The 19,095-nt window shown below is 52.3% G+C and carries 14 protein-coding genes; 13 read left to right on the top strand and 1 reads right to left on the bottom strand.

Annotated features, from left to right (window positions below; translation table 11 throughout):
* Positions 1 to 38 precede the first annotated feature (38 nt).
* The 4 genes from lon to K1Y77_RS11465 all read left to right on the top strand — a co-directional run bounded on the left by lon (position 39) and on the right by K1Y77_RS11465 (position 7,993).
* Positions 39 to 2,546 carry an endopeptidase La gene (gene lon / locus K1Y77_RS11480; protein ID WP_264017873.1) on the top strand — a complete coding sequence of 836 codons (2,508 nt, stop codon included), beginning with the start codon at positions 39 to 41 and terminating at the stop codon, positions 2,544 to 2,546.
* A 153-nt stretch (positions 2,547 to 2,699) separates the two neighbouring features.
* Positions 2,700 to 4,865, top strand: coding sequence for a methyl-accepting chemotaxis protein (locus K1Y77_RS11475; protein WP_264428565.1), 2,166 nt, complete (start codon positions 2,700 to 2,702; stop codon positions 4,863 to 4,865).
* A gap of 147 nt (positions 4,866 to 5,012) precedes the next feature.
* Positions 5,013 to 6,857, top strand: a complete 1,845-nt coding sequence (ilvD, locus tag K1Y77_RS11470) for a dihydroxy-acid dehydratase (protein ID WP_264431475.1) — start codon at positions 5,013 to 5,015, stop codon at positions 6,855 to 6,857.
* Between the two features lie 83 nt (positions 6,858 to 6,940).
* Positions 6,941 to 7,993: an oxidoreductase gene (locus K1Y77_RS11465; protein ID WP_264428563.1), complete on the top strand. Its 1,053-nt coding sequence runs from the start codon at positions 6,941 to 6,943 to the stop codon at positions 7,991 to 7,993.
* 197 nt (positions 7,994 to 8,190) lie between these two features.
* Here K1Y77_RS11465 and nudE read toward each other — a convergent pair whose 3' ends face one another.
* Positions 8,191 to 8,805 (bottom strand): ADP compounds hydrolase NudE, encoded by a 615-nt coding sequence (gene nudE / locus K1Y77_RS11460; protein ID WP_030071830.1) that lies wholly within the window; start codon positions 8,803 to 8,805, stop codon positions 8,191 to 8,193.
* 70 nt (positions 8,806 to 8,875) lie between these two features.
* Between nudE and yrfG the strand changes: the two genes are divergently transcribed.
* The 9 genes from yrfG (at position 8,876) to rsd (ending at position 18,932) form a co-directional block, all read left to right on the top strand.
* Positions 8,876 to 9,553 (top strand): GMP/IMP nucleotidase, encoded by a 678-nt coding sequence (gene yrfG, locus K1Y77_RS11455; protein ID WP_264017876.1) that lies wholly within the window; start codon positions 8,876 to 8,878, stop codon positions 9,551 to 9,553.
* Positions 9,553 to 9,942 carry a ribosome-associated heat shock protein Hsp15 gene (gene hslR, locus K1Y77_RS11450; RefSeq protein WP_264428560.1) on the top strand — a complete coding sequence of 130 codons (390 nt, stop codon included), beginning with the start codon at positions 9,553 to 9,555 and terminating at the stop codon, positions 9,940 to 9,942. Before yrfG ends, hslR begins: the two co-directional genes overlap by 1 nt.
* A gap of 136 nt (positions 9,943 to 10,078) precedes the next feature.
* Entirely contained in the window at positions 10,079 to 10,954 is an 876-nt protein-coding gene (gene hslO / locus K1Y77_RS11445; protein WP_264428559.1) for an Hsp33 family molecular chaperone HslO, read from the top strand.
* Positions 10,955 to 11,265: 311 nt separating this feature from the next.
* Positions 11,266 to 12,822, top strand: coding sequence for a phosphoenolpyruvate carboxykinase (locus K1Y77_RS11440; RefSeq protein ID WP_264428557.1), 1,557 nt, complete (start codon positions 11,266 to 11,268; stop codon positions 12,820 to 12,822).
* A 122-nt stretch (positions 12,823 to 12,944) separates the two neighbouring features.
* Complete coding sequence (msrB, locus tag K1Y77_RS11435) at positions 12,945 to 13,442, top strand: peptide-methionine (R)-S-oxide reductase MsrB (RefSeq protein ID WP_030071840.1); 498 nt, start codon at positions 12,945 to 12,947, stop codon at positions 13,440 to 13,442.
* A 201-nt stretch (positions 13,443 to 13,643) separates the two neighbouring features.
* Positions 13,644 to 16,031, top strand: a complete 2,388-nt coding sequence (locus K1Y77_RS11430) for a Tex family protein (protein WP_264428554.1) — start codon at positions 13,644 to 13,646, stop codon at positions 16,029 to 16,031.
* 141 nt (positions 16,032 to 16,172) lie between these two features.
* Positions 16,173 to 17,813 carry a glutamate--cysteine ligase gene (gshA, locus tag K1Y77_RS11425; protein ID WP_030071843.1) on the top strand — a complete coding sequence of 547 codons (1,641 nt, stop codon included), beginning with the start codon at positions 16,173 to 16,175 and terminating at the stop codon, positions 17,811 to 17,813.
* Positions 17,810 to 18,310 (top strand): disulfide bond formation protein B, encoded by a 501-nt coding sequence (locus K1Y77_RS11420; protein WP_264428552.1) that lies wholly within the window; start codon positions 17,810 to 17,812, stop codon positions 18,308 to 18,310. The genes gshA and K1Y77_RS11420 overlap by 4 nt, the downstream gene beginning before the upstream one ends.
* 133 nt (positions 18,311 to 18,443) lie before the next feature.
* Positions 18,444 to 18,932: a sigma D regulator gene (gene rsd / locus K1Y77_RS11415; RefSeq protein ID WP_264017878.1), complete on the top strand. Its 489-nt coding sequence runs from the start codon at positions 18,444 to 18,446 to the stop codon at positions 18,930 to 18,932.
* Positions 18,933 to 19,095 lie beyond the last annotated feature (163 nt).

Below are 19,095 nucleotides of genomic sequence, written 5' to 3'. Positions count from 1 at the left end.
GCGGACTGATCCGCTAGCTATTGTTATGGGAGAGGCGCATGAGCGACCAGGATTACGACCGCGATCACGAGCACTTAGATTGGCTGACGGATGAAGAATCTGACGCGCATCAAGAGCACGGTGAAGAACCACGTACTGACGATCCGCGTACTGATGATCCGCGTACTAATGATGGTAGTGAAGACCATCGTTCAGACGGTGAGAAAGTTAATTCGCTAGTACCCGCCAGCGATATGCTTCCAGAGCGTATCTATCTGTTGCCGATTCATAATCGACCATTTTTCCCTGCTCAGGTACAGCCGCTGGTCATCAACCGCGAACGCTGGGAAGAAACGATGCGCCGTGTGGGAAATACACCGCATCACACCATTGGTGTTGCCTTTGTTGGCGAGCAGGGCGTTGATTCTCTAAATCATGATGATTTTCCCGAGATTGGCACAGCAGTTAAAGTGCATAAACTCCAAAGCGAAGACCAACAAATCCAGTTTATCGCGCAAGGGGTTAAGCGTTTTAAAATTCAGCGTTGGCTGTCTAAAGAGCCGCCGTATCTGGTGGAAGTCAGCTATCCTAAAGAGCCAGTAGATGCTGAAAATGAAGAAACCCGTGCCTATGCAATGGCGATCATTAATGGCATCAAAGAGCTGTTGCCGATTAATCCTCTTTATGGCGAAGAGCTAAAGCATTACTTGAACCGCTTCAGTCCACATGAACCTGGCCCTCTGACAGACTTCGCAGCTGCTATAACGTCTGCCAAAGGCCCTGAATTGCAGGATGTATTGGCCACGCTGTCAGTGGCTGAGCGAATGCATAAAGTACTCCCCCTGCTACGCAAAGAAATCGATGTTGCCCAGTTGCAAAGTGAAATCAGCGAGCAAGTTAATGCTCAAATGCAGGAACGGCAGCGCGAATTCTTCTTACGTGAGCAGCTTAAAGTTATTCAGCGAGAGCTGGGGATTTCAAAAGACGACCGCGAAAACGATGTCGATACGTTTAGGAACCGCCTAGAGTCGCTGGTGGTACCGGAGCGCGTTCAAGCGCGTATCGATGATGAGCTTAATAAACTCAGCGTGCTAGAAACCGGCTCGCCAGAGTACGGCACTACTCGTAACTATCTTGACTGGCTAACCTCGTTACCTTGGGGCGTTACCAGCCAGGATAAGCTCGATTTGGCCCATGCCAGGGAAGTCCTCAACCGCGATCACGATGGCTTACAAGACGTGAAAGAGCGGATTATTGAGTTTCTGGCCGAAGGAACTTTTAAAGGCGACGTGGGTGGCTCGATTGTATTGCTGGTTGGCCCGCCTGGGGTCGGTAAAACCTCGATTGGACGCTCTATTGCTGAAGCATTAGGCCGTGAGTTCTATCGGTTTTCGGTAGGTGGCATGCGCGATGAGGCTGAAATTAAAGGGCATCGCCGTACTTACGTGGGCGCAATGCCCGGCAAGCTAGTGCAGGCGTTTAAAGAAGTTGAAGTCGAAAACCCAGTGATCATGCTCGATGAGATTGATAAGTTAGGCCAATCGTTTCAGGGTGATCCTGCATCAGCACTGCTTGAGGTGCTAGATCCCGAACAAAACGTCGACTTTCTGGATCACTATCTCGATGTGCGCATGGATCTTTCCAAAGTACTGTTCTTGTGCACCGCCAATACGCTGGACTCGATCCCAGGGCCGCTGCTTGATCGTATGGAGCAGATCCGTCTGTCAGGTTATATCGCAGAAGAAAAGCTACAGATCGCTAAGCATCATCTATGGCCAAAGCTTCTGAAACGCGACAATTTGCCGAAAAAACGTATTAACTTAACGGATGCCGCGCTCAAGCAGGTGATTGATGGCTATGCCCGTGAGGCGGGTGTTCGCCAGCTTGAAAAGCAGCTGCATCGTATTGTTCGTAAGGCAGCAGTGAAGCTTCTCGAAGAGCAGGTAGAAACGGTAAAAATTTCGGTTAAAAACCTGGAAGAATTCCTGGGAGCACCGCTTTTCCGCAAAGAGAAAGTGCTGAAAGGCGAAGGCGTTGTTACCGGTCTTGCTTGGACTTCCATGGGAGGCGCAACACTGCCTATTGAAGCGGGCAAAGTCCATGCGCTGGATCGTGGCTTTAAACTTACCGGCAAGCTTGGCGATGTGATGAAAGAGTCCGCCAATATTGCTTACAGCTACACGCTTGGCCACTTGCAAGAGTATGGTGCCGATGCCGACTTCTTTGACTCAGCGTTTGTGCATCTTCACGTGCCCGAAGGGGCAACGCCCAAAGACGGCCCGTCAGCAGGGGTCACGATGACCACGGCATTGCTTTCGCTGGCTAAGCATCAGGCGATTAATCGCCCCTTGGCAATGACGGGTGAATTGACCTTAACTGGGCAAGTCTTACCGGTGGGGGGAATTCGGGAGAAAATTATCGCCGCACGCCGCAGCGATATTTTTGAAGTGATTCTTCCAGAAGCCAATAAACGCGATTACGAAGAGCTTCCCGATTATTTGAAAGAGGGAATGACGGTGCATTTTGCGAACCGCTATCGTGATGTTGCCAATGTGGTTTTCACGTAGGCTCTTCAATCGAACGTAAAAAAACAACCGTTTAGTTAAGGCGCCGCACCGAAGAGTGCGGCGCTTTTGCATAGTTATTTAGTGGTTAAATTCCCTTGCAACACGGGATAATAGGAGCAAATCAAAATTAAAAAAGCCCCTGGGAGTTTCTGAATGCGCAATAACCAACCCGTCACTCAGCGTGAGTACACGCTTGATGACGAAGCTGTACTGATCTCACGGTCTGATTTAAAAGGCAATGTAACGTACGCGAACGCGGCGTTTGTAGAGATAAGCGGCTACACCCGTGATGAGTTAATGGGAGCGCCCCATAGTTTAATTCGCCACCCTGATATGCCTGAAGCAGCCTACGCTGATTTCTGGAAAACGATTCAGTCAGGGGCGACGTGGCAAGGAACGGTTAAAAACCGCCGTAAAAACGGTGACTACTATTGGGTGAATGCTACCGTCGCTCCGCTCCGGGATGGTGATCGCATTGTGGGGTACACCTCGGTACGTCGTAAGACAACGGCCAGCAGTATTGCGCTAGCTGAAACGGTTTATAAAGAAATCCGAGAGAAGGGTAAGTCTCGCCACTATGTATTGGCGCAAGGCGTACTTAAACGTCGCGGATTAGGGGGCATTCTTAAAAGCTTTCAGTTTACCAGTTTAAGAGCCAAGCTAACCGGTATGGTGGTCACGTCGCTGGTTTTGTTAGGGCTAGCCGGAGGCTTAGGCATGTACGGTTTAATGGTCTCTGGCGAGCGCTTGGAGTCGCTAAATCGGACGGGGCTTGAGGCGGTTGCTAATCTTCAACGTCTTGAACGTCAAGTAGGGCAGGTGGTGGCCCTGTTAGAACCCGCCGTTCGCAACCCTCGCCGTGTTGACATAGACGCGGTTGCTGGGTCTGTTGACGAGTACTCCCTGTCAATCCAAACGCTTTGGGATGGCTACCGCACCGACAGCAACGCTAGCACCGAGCGTCAGCAAGCGTTTGCGTCCACGCTTTCTGCCTGGAGTGCCAGCGTGAACACCACGCTTAGTGCTATCCGTGATGCCAATGGTTTTGCGGCTTTCGAAGCCTTTAATGATGGCGTACAGCCCACCACTGAGCAGCTGCGAGAAGGCAGTAGCCAGTTAGTGAGTAATGAGCGGGCCAATGCTCAGGCGCTGGTTGAACTGGCGCAGCAGGGCCGCCAGAAAATGTTGATTGCCCAAGTGGTGCTGGTGGCTATTGGTTTATTACTGATGGTGGGGCTTAGCAGCATTATCTTAAGATCAGTACTGCGCAGCGTAGAAGGTGCACGTCATATTACGTTCCAAATTGCGGCGGGCAATCTAGCCGCCCGAGAGCGCCGTGAAAGCAAGGATGAGTTAGGTGCATTGCTGTACTCGCTGGATACCATGCGCTTTAGCCTTGCCAGCATTGTAGGGGAAGTTGAGCATCGCGTGTCCGTCGTCACCCCCGCAGTTCAGCAAATTGCTGCAGAAAATGAGGAGCTGGCATCACGCACCGAACAGCAAGCCTCCTCGTTGCAGCAAACGGCGTCTAGCATGGAAGAGATGACCTCGACGGTACAACAAAATACCGAGAGTGCCCGTCAAGCAACTGAGTTAGCGATGCAGAATACATCCAGCACTCGCGACACCCGTGAACAAATGCAGCAGTTGGTGGCAAGAATGCAGCGTATTGCTCAAAGCGCTGAAAAAATGACGGAAATGATCGGTGTTATCGACGGGATTGCCTTTCAAACCAATATTCTAGCGCTGAACGCTTCTGTTGAAGCCGCTCGTGCTGGCGAGCATGGACGTGGTTTTGCCGTTGTAGCTAGCGAGGTTCGCAACTTGGCTAGCCGTAGTGCTACAGCAGCCCAAGAAATTCGTAAGATGATTGATAGCACAACCCAAGAAGTTAGTAGTGGTCGCGGTGCTGTCGAGCAGGCTGAACGTGCTATCGACGATGTCATGCAGCAGGTCAGCCGTGTTAGCGAGCTCATGGAGTCGATTAGCACCGCGTCTAGCGAGCAAAGCAGCGGTATCGGACAAATCAATTCAGCCATCGCAGAAATGGACAGCGTTACTCAGCAAAATGCCACCAAGGTACAAACGATTGCAGCGTCTGCTGATAATTTAGCCCTAGAAACGTTTGAGCTAGCGAATGTGGTGGGTGCTTTCCGTTTGGAAGGCGCGCAGGAAGAAAATATTCAGGTTGCTCGGGAAAAGCTACAGCAGGTTAATCAAGCGCAGCGAAAAGCATCGCTACGCTTGCCTTCACGCAACAGCTCCACAGCGCGAGGCCTGGCTAATCAAGATGACTCACAGCAATGGGAAACGTTTTGATTTTGGTGGATAACCGCTGAGCAGGGCACGGCGGTTGCCCTCACCATCTAGTCTACGCGTTGCGCTCATGCCACAATCTAAGGCCGCTGGATTCACTTGCCTGCCGCCAAGAATGCGGTAGGCCATGATAAAGATGTAGAGGACACCATGCCCGAGTATCGCTCCCGTACGACCACCGCTGGCCGCAATATGGCCGGTGCCCGCGCTTTGTGGCGCGCCACTGGTATGAAAGATGACGATTTTCATAAGCCGATTATTGCGGTGGCGAACTCGTTTACCCAGTTTGTGCCGGGCCATGTTCACTTAAAAGATATGGGCCAGCTGGTCGCACGTGAAATTGAAAAAGCAGGCGGTGTGGCGAAAGAGTTCAACACCATTGCGGTAGATGATGGTATCGCGATGGGCCACGATGGCATGCTTTATTCGCTGCCCAGCCGCGATATCATCGCTGATAGCGTCGAATACATGTGTAATGCCCACTGTGCCGATGCGCTGGTGTGTATTTCCAACTGCGACAAAATCACCCCAGGAATGTTGATGGCGGCTATGCGTCTCAATATTCCGGTGATTTTTGTGTCAGGTGGACCCATGGAAGCGGGTAAAACCAAGCTATTAGATCACGGTCTCGACTTGGTTGACGCCATGGTGATGGCGGCTGACGACAGCGTTGACGATGAAACCCTTGCCGAAGTTGAGCGTAGTGCGTGCCCCACCTGTGGAAGCTGCTCGGGTATGTTTACCGCCAACTCGATGAACTGTTTGATGGAGGCGCTGGGGCTGGCGCTGCCGGGGAACGGTACCGTGCTGGCGACCCATTCTGATCGTCGGCGGTTATTTGAAAACGCTGGCCACCGCATTGTGGAACTGGCCAAGCGCTACTACGAAGGTGAAGAAACCCACCTACTGCCACGTGCGATTGGCAATAAGGCTGCGTTCAAAAATGCCATGACGTTAGATATCGCCATGGGGGGGTCTACGAATACGATATTGCACCTGCTGGCAGCAGCCCAGGAAGCAGAAGTCGACTTCACTATGTCGGATATCGACCGCCTTTCCCGGGAAGTGCCACAGCTATGTAAAGTGGCCCCCAATACCCAGAAATACCATATCGAAGACGTTCACCGTGCCGGTGGCATTATGGCTATTTTGGGTGAGTTAGATCGTGCTGGTGTACTGGATACCTCGGTACCAACGGTTTATGGCGATAGCCTAAAAGCGGCGCTAGAAGAGTGGGATATTATGCGCTCGCCAAGCGCTGAAGTAGTTGAGTTCTTCAAAGCAGGCCCTGGTGGTGTGCCGACCCAAACCGCTTTCTCGCAAAGCACCCGCTGGCCAAGCCTCGATGGTGATCGCGCTACTGGCTGTATTCGCGACCTAGCCCATGCATTTTCAACAGAAGGCGGCTTAGCGGTACTGTACGGCAATATCGCTCTCGATGGCTGTGTGGTTAAAACCGCAGGCGTTGATGACTCGATCCTCGTGTTTGAAGGCAAAGCCCACGTCGTGGAGTCCCAAGACCAGGCCGTAGCCAACGTATTGGATGGTAAGGTCAAAGAGGGCGATGTCGTGGTGATTCGCTACGAAGGTCCTAAAGGCGGCCCTGGCATGCAGGAAATGCTCTATCCGACCTCTTATTTAAAATCCAAAGGGCTGGGTAAAGCCTGCGCACTGCTGACCGATGGCCGCTTTTCGGGCGGCACTTCTGGTCTTTCTATTGGCCATGTCTCTCCTGAAGCTGCGGCGGGTGGCGCGATTGGTCTAGTAGAGCAGGGTGATACCATTTTGATCGATATTCCGAATCGCACGATTAATGTGCAGCTACCTGATTCCGTGCTGGCAAAGCGCCGTGAAGCCATGGAAGCCAAAGGCAAAGACGCCTGGAAGCCCGTTGAACAGCGCCCGCGTAAGGTCACACCCGCTCTAAAAGCGTATGCGCTACTGGCAACGTCTGCAGACAAAGGTGCGGTTCGCGATCTTTCCAAACTCGACTAGTCGCTATGCTGGCTCAGCCTGTGACCGCTTACACAGGCTGAGTCATACCCAAATGCAAACCGTCAACATGACTAAGGAATGCCATGAAGGCAATTATTAACGTTGGCCTCGTTGGCTATGGATTTGCAAGTAAAACGTTTCATGCGCCGCTCATTCAGGCAACGGAAGGCCTGGATTTAGTCGCAGTATCCTCCAGTAATGCCGCCAAAGTGCAGGCTGATTTAGATGCTGAGGTTGAACGCCAAGCGCTGGCGCTGTGTCAGCGTAGCGATATTGACCTTATCGTTATTCCAACGCCTAACGACACCCACTTTTCGTTAGCTAAGACCGCGTTGATGGCGGGCAAACACGTGGTGGTGGATAAGCCTTTTACCGTGACGCTCTCAGAAGCCAAACAGCTAAAAGCGCTAGCGATTGATAAAGAGCGTTTGGTATCGGTATTTCATAACCGCCGCTGGGATAGCGACTTTCTCACCGTAAAAGCGTTGTTAGAAGGCGGTACGTTAGGGCGCATTACCGGCTTTGAGTCGCGTTTTGACCGTTTTCGGCCGGAGGTTCGTGACCGCTGGCGTGAAAAAGCCACACCCGGTGGTGGTATTTGGTATGACCTTGGCCCGCATTTGCTTGACCAAGCTTGTGAATTATTCGGAATGCCGAACGCTATTCTACTAGACCTAGGTGTGCGCAGAGACGGCGCTAAAGCTGATGATGATTTTCTGGCACTGTTGGAGTACGACGCTTGCCGCGTCAGCCTCAGTGCTGGCACCCTGATGGCTGAATCAACACCCCGTTTTCGTATTCATGGAACAAAAGGCAGCTACCTTAAATACGGCTTAGATCCTCAAGAGGACCGCTTAAAAGCCGGAGAAACACCAACGTCTAAGTGGGGCGAGGACTCGCCAGGTACGCTGACCCTACGCGAAGGCGACGGTGAAGATGCGCCGCTGGCAAGCCACGAGCACGTCACACAGGCGGGTGACTATCTCGCTTATTATCACGGCGTGGCCGCGGCGATACGTGATAAAACACCGTTGCCCGTTGATATTGAAGACGCGCTGCGCAGCATGATGCTGTTAGAAGCTGGCCTAGACAGCCACCGCCAACGGCGCTGGATACCGCTTAAGCACCATTTGTAAGCACCATTTGTAAGCACCGGCGGCGGCCCAGTGTTGGGAGGAATTCTCTGCCACTGGGCGTCGTTCCGCCGCCTCCCGCGGGTGCCGCCTGCGCTCGTTCCTCGCGATCGGCGTTACCACGCGCTACATAACCCGCTGAATTTATAGGTATTGTAGTGCGGTGTAAGCGTCAGCGCACCCGCAAAGGCAGCGCGGTTTTACAACAAATCCATTGCGTTATCGCGTTTCTCTTCACGTAGCTTATCTCTTGCGATATAGAGTGCGGCGATGGCGCGGGCTTCGTGGAAGTCGTCACGTAATAACAGTGCCGGTAGTTCTTCAATGGCGTGGGTTTCAACTATTAATGGCTCTGGCTCGTCGCCTGGCAGGCGCTTGGGGTAAAGATCGGTAGCCATCAGCACCTGCATACGGTGGCGCATGTAGTTGGGCGCTAACGAAAGCTCCACCAGTGGTTCAATCCGGCGCGCACCAAAGCCGCACTCTTCCATCAGCTCACGGTTGGCGGCAGTGACAACATCCTCACCAGGATCAACCAAACCCTTCGGCAGCGTCAGCACATAATCTTCAAAGCCAGCGGCATATTCGCGAATAAGCAGCACGTGTTCTGGATCGGGCATGGCAATGATCATAACCGCACCACGATCAGCGCCAGTTAAGCGTTCAAACTGACGCTCTTCGCCATTAGAAAAGCGTAAATCAAGCGATTCAATATGGAATAAACGACTCTTGGCGACGCTCTCCCGCGCTAAAATCTGTGGCTTTCGTGGGTAGCCGGTATGGGTGTCGTCAGGTGATGATTCGTAGTTAGACATCATGCCTCCGTGGCTGCAAAAAACGGGTTACGCTACAATAGCATGCTTATTCTTTCAGACTGGAGCGGCAATGATTGATTGGCGCGAGATCGATACTGTCCTACTTGATATGGACGGCACGCTGCTGGATCTGCATTTCGATAGCCATTTCTGGCTAGAGCACTTGCCAAAACGCTATGTTGAGCTTCATCAACTGGATATCGCGAGCCAAGAAACACTGCGTGCCCGTATTATTGGTGAGCAGGGGACGCTCAACTGGTACAGCCTTGCCTACTGGAGCCGTGAGCTTGGCGTCGATATTGTGGCACTGAAGCGTGAAGTGCAGCATCTTATTGGCCTGCGCAGTGATGCACTCGACTTTTTAACCTGGCTGAAGCAAGCCCACCCCCGCGTGGTATTGGCCACCAACGCTGACCGTGCCAGCCTTGCGCTTAAATTGCCGCTGACAGGGTTGGAAAACTATCTCGATGCCATCATCTCATCAGAAGACGTCGGGGCCGCCAAAGAAGAGCAAGCCTTCTGGTTTGCGCTTCAAGAACGTGAGCCATTTGACCCGGCGCGTACGCTATTCATCGATGACAACGCCAACGTGCTCGAAAGTGCCCGTGAATTTGGTATCAAACACTTGCTAGGCATCAAGCAGCCCGATAGCCAGCGGCCTGAGAAAGAGCTGCAAGCGTTTATCGCCCTAGACCGATTTGCCCAACTGCTGCCAAGCAACCTGCCTGGGCAGCGAGGAGAGCGTTAATGAGCGAGAGCGTTCGCTTAGATAAGTGGCTATGGGCCGCGCGGTTTTTTAAAACCCGTGCCCTGGCTAAAAAAGCCATAGAAGGTGGCAAAGTTCACTATGATGGTGGCCGCGTAAAAACTAGCAAAAATGTTGAGCTAGGGGCGATCATTCGTGTTCCTCAGGGGTGGGACATTTTTGAGGTGGAAGTCGTCTCGCTTTCTGACCAGCGTCGTGGTGCACCAGAAGCGCGTAAGCTCTACGCTGAAACTGAAGACAGTGTCCAGCGTCGTGCTAAAGAGACCGAAGCGCGCCGCCTTACCAATGAGGCAATGCAGCACCCGCTTAAACGTCCTGATAAAAAACAGCGCCGTGATATCCAGCGTTTTCAGCGCCAACAAGGCGATTAAGCACGCGCTTATGCGTTATGCCGGTAGGCTCTCCTCTCTCTTTTTCTACCTGTCGCTTTAAACTATTGTTTTGAACCGTTGCTTCGACCTGTTTCTTTGACCTGTTTCTTTGACCTATTTCTCTAATGGTTTCCTTATGTCTGATCAAATCCAACGTTTTATGTTTGACCAAACCAATGTGCGTGGTGAAATCGTCACGCTTAGCACGGCCTATCATGAAGTGCTTGATCGCCACGCCTACCCGCCAGCGGTTAATGAGCTGCTAGGCGAGTTACTGGCTGCGGTTGCTTTATTGACCGACACCGTAAAACTAGATGGCACGCTGAGCATTGAGGTGCGTGGCCAAGGGGCGCTCGCACTATTAATGGCAGAGTCCAACCCCGGGGGCGAGCTGCGTGCCATTGCACGCATTGCTGAAGACGCGGTATTGCCCAGCGAACATGCCAACTTTAAAGAGCTGGTGGGCGAAGGCCAAATTATGATTACTCTCGACCCAAGGGAAGGGCATCGTTATCAGGGTATTGTTGCGCTTGACCACGATACGTTAGGCGGCTGCCTGGAAGCCTACTTCGCCCAGTCAGAGCAGCTACCCACGCGCCTATGGCTGGCGGCTGATGGTGACCGTGCAGGTGGGTTGCTGCTGCAACGCTTGCCCGATGCGTCACAAAATCAAGATGTCGACGCCTGGGAGCGTAGCGTGCATCTTGCCGACACCATTAAAGCGGAAGAGCTTTTAGGGCTGGAGCAGCGCGAGGTGCTATATCGGCTTTATCACGAAGAGACAGTGAGAGTATTTGAGCCGAAGGCGCTGCGCTTTGGCTGCACCTGTTCGCGGGAGCGAATGAGCCATGCGTTATACACGCTTGGCGAAGAGGAACTGCGCGATATTTTGCGTGAAGAGGGAGCAATCGATACCCAATGCCACTTTTGCCACACGAAATATCACTACACGGCCGCGGATATTGAAATTTTATTAGAAAACCCAGACGCACCACCGCCGGTGATTCACTGATTCTGTAGTCGTAGATGTTCGCAAAGAAATTGGGCTGTGTCGCGCGCGGCACTAGTCATAGCAAAGCATATGAGTTACGTGTTAAACGTATGTTTGAAATAAATACTGCGCTGCAACACAAAATGTAGTGTCAGTGTAGTAGTTTAACTACAAGATATTTGGTCAAAGCCCCGTTTCCTGTGGGCGTTCTTTTTGCCATAATGCGCCGGACTTCAGCGCACTCAGCCCGTAGTTATTGGAAACAATACCGGGCTGAGATGATTTCTCAAGGCGTCGGCGACGCCCGGTAAATTCGAGACCCAGGAATCGACATGACCACGACTCAAGCCGCTCTCCAAGCCCACGTTAATCTTAGCAGCGCCGAACTTATCGAGCGCGCCGTGGCCCGTGGTGAAGGCCGCCTGTCGGCTAACGGTGCGCTGGTGGTAAACACCGGCCTGCGCACAGGGCGTTCACCTAAAGATCGCTATATCGTCGACGAGCCATCCACTCGCGATAGCATCGACTGGGGCAGCGTGAATCGCCCGTTTGATGCTGAAAAATTCTCAGCGCTTTGGGCTCGTGTAGAAGATTATCTGGGTAGCCGTGAGCATTTCGTGGCTGAGCTGCATGTAGGCAGTGATAACACGCACTACTTGCCCGTCCGTGTGTCCACTGAAACCGCTTGGCAAAATCTGTTTGGCCGCACTATGTTCGTGCGTCCGCAGGTTTACAACACTGCGGCTAAAGAAGAGTGGACGATTCTGAACGCAGCGGGTTTTGAGTGTGACCCAAGTCGCGACGGCACCAACTCTGATGGTTGTGTCATCATCAACTTTGCCGAGCGCAAAGTGCTGATTGCCGGTATGCGCTACGCTGGTGAAATGAAGAAAGCCATGTTCTCGGTGCAGAATTACCTGTTGCCAGAAGCCGACGTATTGCCAATGCACTGCTCTGCGAATGTGGGTGAAGACGGTGAAACCTGCCTGTTCTTCGGTCTCTCGGGCACTGGTAAAACCACACTGTCTGCAGATCAGGCTCGTTACCTGATTGGTGATGATGAGCACGCCTGGGGCGATGGCATTGTGTTCAACATGGAAGGCGGCTGCTACGCCAAGTGTATCGACCTTTCTGAGAAGAACGAGCCGGTTATTTGGAACGCCATTAAGTTTGGTACCGTGCTGGAAAACGTTGTTCTTGATGATCGTCGTGAGCCTGATTACGCCGATGACAGCCTGACGCAGAACTCCCGTGCTGCTTACCCACTAGAGCACGTTGAGAAGCGCGTACCGGAAAATCTGGCCGGCGAGCCGAATGCCATTGTTTTCCTGACCTGCGATATGTCCGGTGTTCTGCCGCCCGTGTCGATTCTTTCTAAAGAAGCCGCTGCGTATCACTTCTTGTCTGGCTACACCGCGAAAGTGGGCTCGACTGAAATGGGCTCTTCAGAAGGCTTGGCCGCTACGTTCTCTACTTGCTTTGGTGCACCCTTCTTCCCGCGTCCGGCGCGTGAATACGCTGACTTGCTTATCAAGCGGGTTGAGAAGAAAGATGCTCAGGTTTATCTCGTCAACACCGGTTGGACAGGTGGTGCCTACGGCGAAGGTGGCTCGCGTTTCTCTATCCCGACGACGCGCGCTATTATCAGCGCTATTCAGTCTGGCATGCTGCGCGATGTTGAAACCAAGCTTGTTGAAGGTTTAAACCTGCAAGTGCCGGTAGCGGTGCCAGGTGTGGACTCTAGCCTGCTCAATCCTCGCGAAACGTGGGCAGACAAAGATGCTTACGATCGTCACCTGCAAGACCTTGCTACCAAATTCGTTGATAACTTCAAGAAGTTTGAAGGTGTTAATGACGCAATTATCAAAGCAGGCCCGCAGTTAACCTAATTTGCACATCTGAGGGGAAGTTGTCGAACGTTTGGACAACTAAGTAGTCAGAGTGGGGCAGCGCGAAAGCGCTGCCCCATTTTTATTATTTAGTCCCCTTACTTTTTTGATGGGAGTTATGGATGAAGCGTCGACACTTTTTAGGTCTTGCTGGTTTGACCGGGCTAGTGGGTGTTATTCCTGGCGTATCGTTTGGCTTCCCTCGCTTGAATCTTGAGGCAGCTCCAGGTCTTGAAAAGCTTGAGTTAAGCGAAGACGAATGGCGTGAACGCTTATCCGATGAAGCGTTCAACGTGCTGCGTAAAGAAAGGACCGAGTACGCGTTTTCCAGCCCTCTTGATGAAGAAGAAAGGGAAGGCGAATACCGCTGTGCAGGGTGCGATCTGCTGCTGTTCACTAGTGCAATGAAGTATGACTCGCGCACTGGGTGGCCGAGCTTTTTTGAGCATGTCGAAGGCCACCTACTGACCAAATTAGATTTCAAAATGATATGGCCCCGCACTGAATACCACTGCGCCCGCTGCGGTGGCCACCAAGGCCACGTCTTTGGTGATGGACCAGAGCCCACTGGCTTACGCTGGTGCAACAACGGCGACGCATTACGGTTTGTGCCCGCGTAAGGCTCTCCCACGAATGCTGCGGTGCCGGGTGGGTTGGCGTGCGACGGGGCGGCTGCACCGTCGCAGGTGCAACATGTAGCGCTGCCAGGGTGGTGGGTGTATTTCCGGGCAGCCTTTCCCACTGTGGCCAATTCATGCCAGTAACGTGCGATTGTGGTACCTTGTCGGCACCTCGAATGCTGCATGAGTTAGTTGCACGTTATGGATGTCAAACAACGTATTATTTTACGCTTAGCCACTGAGCTAAACGTACGACCTGAACAGGTCTCCGCCACGGTAGAGCTTCTGGATGGTGGCGCTACCGTGCCATTTATTGCCCGTTACCGTAAAGAGGTAACAGGCGCCCTTGATGATAGTCAGCTGCGTCAGTTAGATGAGCGTCTGCGCTATTTGCGCGAGTTGGAAGAGCGCCGTGACGCTGTACTGTCAGCTATTGATGAGCAAGGCAAGCTGGATGCCTCTCTAAAAGCGTCCATTCAGGCAGCCGAAACCAAGCAGCGCCTGGAAGATTTATACCTGCCATTTAAGAAAAAGCGCCGCACCAAAGCACAAATCGCCCGTGAAGCAGGGCTAGAGCCACTGGCTGATGCCCTACTGGACAACCCTGCGCTTAACCCTGAAAGTGAAGCAGCGCAGTACCTGCGTCCTGCCGAAGGTGATATTCCCGCCATTGAAGATGTCAAAGCTGCCCTGGATGGTGCTAAGCAAATTCTCATGGAGCGCTTCGCTGAAGACCCCGAGCTAATCGGTCGTCTTCGTGAACGGTTATGGCAAGAGGGCGAATTAAGCGCCCGCGTGCTTGATGGCAAACAGCAGGAGGGTGCGAAGTTTTCTGATTACTTTGAACATGACGAAAAGCTCGCTAAAGTACCTTCACACCGTGCGCTTGCCATGTTCCGTGGCCGCAATGAAGGCATTTTAAGCCTGTCAATTCGCTTGCCTGGTGAAGAGGACGCGCCGATTCACCCAGCCCAAGTGGCTATTGCCAAACAAGTAGGAATTAGCGATGAAGGACGTCCCGCCGACAAATGGTTGAGTGAAGTTGTGCGCTGGACGTGGCGTGTAAAACTCTACACTGCGCTTGAAACCGAGCTGCTGGGACGTCTGCGCGAGCAGGCAGAGCTAACCGCTATCGACGTATTTGCTGCTAATTTGAAAGATCTTTTGTTGGCAGCGCCTGCTGGGCAGAAGGTCACCTTAGCTATTGACCCAGGCTTAAGAACCGGCTGCAAAGTGGCGGTGGTAGATGCGACCGGGCAGTTTATCGACCAAGCGACGATTTACCCCCATGCGCCACAGAATCGCTGGGATGAATCGCTCAATGTGCTCGCTAAATTGGTTAAGCAGCACGGTGTTCAGCTGATTGCCGTGGGCAATGGCACGGCCAGTCGTGAAACTGACAAGCTAGCAGGCGATCTGCTGAAAGTACTAGCACCCGAGCACCGGTTAAGTAAAGTGATGGTGTCTGAGGCAGGGGCGTCAGTTTATTCAGCGTCGGAATACGCCTCTCGCGAGCTGCCGGATCTTGATGTCACCATACGTGGTGCTGTCTCTATTGCCCGACGCCTGCAAGACCCGCTGGCAGAGCTGGTAAAGATTGAGCCGAAATCTATTGGCGTTGGTCAGTACCAGCACGATGTTTCCCAAGTGCAGCTCTCACGCAGTCTAGAAGTCGTGATAGAAGATTGTGTTAACGCGGTGGGGGTCGATCTCAACACTGCCTCTAGTGCGCTGCTTTCTCGCGTTGCTGGGTTAAGTGCTGCCATTGCTGAAAATATTGTTGCCCAACGTAACGTTCAAGGGGCTTTCAAAAGCCGTAAAGAGCTGTTGGAAGTTAGTCGTCTTGGGCCAAAAACATTTGAGCAGTGTGCTGGTTTTTTGCGTATCAGTAATGCCGAAAACCCGCTTGATGCCAGTGCCGTTCACCCCGAGGCTTACACCCTGGTAGAGCGTATCGCCAAGCAGAACAGCCGTGATATTAAAGGGCTGATTGGTGATAGTGCGACGCTAAAAGCACTGAAACCCGCCGATTTCGCCGATGAGCGTTTTGGTGTTCCTACCGTCAGCGATATTCTCAAAGAGCTGGATAAGCCTGGCCGTGACCCGCGCCCTGAGTTTAAAGCGGCTGAATTCCGTGAAGGCGTCGAAACACTTAAAGATCTGACGTTAGGCATGGTGCTGGAAGGAACGGTTACTAACGTGACCCACTTCGGAGCTTTCGTCGATGTGGGCGTTCACCAAGATGGACTCGTGCATATTTCAGCGCTGTCGGATCGTTTTATTGATGATCCACGTAGCATCGTGAAAGCAGGCGATATCGTTACTGTTAAGGTGATGAGCGTAGATATCCCCCGCAAGCGGGTAGGCCTTTCAATGCGTTTGGATGATGAGCCAGAGCAGGCGCAAACAGCATCAAGTTCCACCAACGACGAGCCTCGCAAGCCTGTGCGTAGTAGCCAACGGTCGGCTAGTGCTGGGCAGAATGGTCGCGGACAGAGCGGTCAACGCCAAGGCGGAAAGCCCAGCGAAGCACCTGCTGCCATGGGCGCGCTCGGCGCAGCCCTGCTTAAAGCAAAGCAGGGCAAATAGTCGCGCGTCTTGAATATTTAACGGTTGCCGCCATATCCTGCTTTCTATTCTCGGTAAAAAACGTAATAAACCACATGGCGAAGCCAACTGAATTCAACAAGGCCTGCTTTAAGCAGGCCTTACTAACAAGGAGTGTTCACCTTGTCTGAACCTCTCACTGTGCCATCTGCGCTGACTGCTCAGGTAGACCGTTTGCTTCCCAGTGCGCGCTTAGGGCGTTTAGGCCGCCTGCGTCGCGGTTTGGAAAAAGAGGGCCTACGCGTTGACGCTAATGGTCATATTGCTCAAACACCGCATCCGTATGCGCTGGGTTCGAAATTAACCCACCCACATATCACTACGGACTACTCCGAAGCACTACTGGAATACATCACGCCAGTGTATTCAGAGCCAAAGGAAGCATTGGCCTTTTTATCCGACCTGCACACATTTACCTATCACCACTTAGAAAACGAGTGGATCTGGCCAGGCAGTATGCCGTCGCGACTTTCCGGTAACGATAGCGTCCCGATTGCCGACTACGGTAGCTCCAATGTGGGCACAATGAAGCATGTTTACCGTAAAGGGCTAGATGTGCGCTATGGCCGTATTATGCAGGCTATTGCTGGAGTGCATTACAACGTATCGCTACCAGAAGATATGTGGCACGCCTTACGTGAGCTTGAAAAAGCCACCAACATCCCTTTTAACGATTACCGCTCTACGCGCTACTTCGGCATGATTCGGCATTTTCGTCGGCATAGCTGGCTGCTGCTTTACCTATTCGGTGCATCACCCGCCATCGATAAAAGCTTTTTACCGACAGGCAACGTGCCAGAAAAACTTCAGTCGCTGAGCGATGACACTTATTACGCCCCCTATGCGACCACGTTGCGTATGTCGGATTTGGGTTACCAGAACAAAGTGCAGTCACAGCTTAAGATCTGCTTTAACTCGCTGTCTAATTACGTTAATACGTTGCGGCACGCTATTTCAACGCCGTGGCCAGATTATGAAAAATTGGGCGTGAAGAACGGTGATGAGTGGCAGCAGCTGAATGCCAATATTTTGCAGATTGAAAACGAATACTATAGCGATATCCGCCCCAAACGAGTTGCTAAGCATAACGAAACGCCCAGTCAGGCGCTTGAAGCGCGAGGGGTAGAGTACATCGAAGTGCGCTGCCTGGATCTCAATCCATTTGATCCGTTGGGTGTCACTGAAGACCAAATGCGTTTTGTGGATACATTTTTAATGTGGTGTCTATTAAGCGATAGCCCATGGATTTCAGACGAAGAGTGCGACCGCTTAGACGACAATCGTCGCTTAGTGGTAGAGCGTGGGCGTGACCCTGCGTTAAGCCTGGTGCACAACGGCAAAGCAACGTCTGTTCGCGAGTGGGGTGAGCAAATCTTTGCTGAAATGGCCGAGGTAGCACGTCTGCTAGACGCGGTAGAAGAAGACGCTCCTCATGCCGCGGCATTGGCTGGGTTAGCACCACTGCTGAAAGATCCATCGCTGACTCCCTCAGCGCAATTGCTGACGCGTCTTGAAGCGGGCAATGGCTCACTTAGCGATACGCTGTTGCACTTAGCTCAAGAGCAGGCCAACAAGCTTAAATCTACGCCCATGCTGCGTTCTCGTGAGGCACTACTTGCTCAGTTAATTGAAACCTCACACCAACAGCAGCACGATATTGAAGCGGCTGATCAAGAGAGCTTTAGTGAGTTTCTAAGCACTTATTTTGCCAAAGCGCGTGAATCCAGAGTGCTGTCGGCTATTTCACCAGAGGATGGTCAATGACCTCATTAGCTGTACGCCCCATCGCGTTAGCGGGGTTCGTCTTTTGTGTATTGATGATGGCAGTTGCCTTAGGGCTTGAGCATATTATGGGCCTGGAACCCTGTCCGCTGTGTATTTTTCAGCGGGTAGCGGTCATAGCTACTGGGTTAGTATTAGCTATTGCCGCCCTTCATAACCCTAACGGTGCACTAGGCAAAGCTATTTATGGTGTGCTCGGACTAGCCACAGCGGGCACTGGCGCTTTTATTGCAGGTAGGCATGTATGGCTTCAGGGGTTGCCCGCCGATGAAGTGCCGACGTGTGGGCCTGGTCTTGAGTATATGATGGATATACTGCCCATGCAGGAAGTGGTTGCTATGGTGCTTACGGGCTCAGGAGAGTGCGCTGAAATCGACTTTATGTTCCTAGGACTGTCACTGCCTGCCTGGACCTTAATCGGCTTTTTATTGCTTGCTATCGCACCTCTACGTATTCTATGGGGTGTAAAGAAATATTAAAAAAGTGCTAAGGTTAGAGCCGGTTGATTGGTATCTTTTTATTAAGTAAATCGTACCCGCCAGGATTGACAGGTGACTAAGGACGCGCGAGTCTAACCCTGTTGAAGGCGGCTATAAGCAAGGAGAAGGCCCCATGCTCGAAGATTGCAAAAATGCCCTGGAGCGCTGGGGAGGCGTGCACAGTTTGATTGATCGCTGGCTTGATCAGCGTCGCTCGTTACTGGTCAGTTTTATTGAACTGAAAGAAGCCTGCGATGCCGAACTAGAAGCGATCAGCAAAGCACGCATTGATACCTTTAGTGAACTGCTGATGGACTACATCAGCGCTGGGCACTTCGAAATTTATCCCCAGCTTGCTGAAGAAGCCAAGGCATTTGACGACGAGAACGCATTGCATATTGCTGCAAAACTTCTCGAGCGTTTAGAAATGTCAACGGCCATGGTGCTGGAGTTTGATGAAGACTTTGCTTCACCGGTGCGCTGTCAACAGAATCTAGTGCGTCTGCCTGCTTGGATTGACCGCTTAGCGAAAGGTTTAGCAGAACGCTTCGCCCTGGAAGATCAGCTAATTGCCCGCCTTCACGCCGCCCACAGCCCTCAGCAGATGAAGTCGCCTGCTTAATTATTCTTCAATATCCATAATGATAGGGAGCTTTAGCTCGCGATGATTCAAACTACTATGCCTGGGCGTCCCAAAGGCGGCTGCGCTGCCATCGCCCGCTGAAGCGGCCTTCTACAATAGAATAGCGGCACGGTGTTTTGTAGGAGGGAGCTTTAGCTCGCGA

Origin of the sequence: Halomonas qaidamensis, from assembly GCF_025917315.1 — a bacterium.
Lineage (GTDB): Bacteria > Pseudomonadota > Gammaproteobacteria > Pseudomonadales > Halomonadaceae > Vreelandella > Vreelandella qaidamensis.
This window is presented reverse-complemented; position numbering and strand designations above follow the sequence as displayed.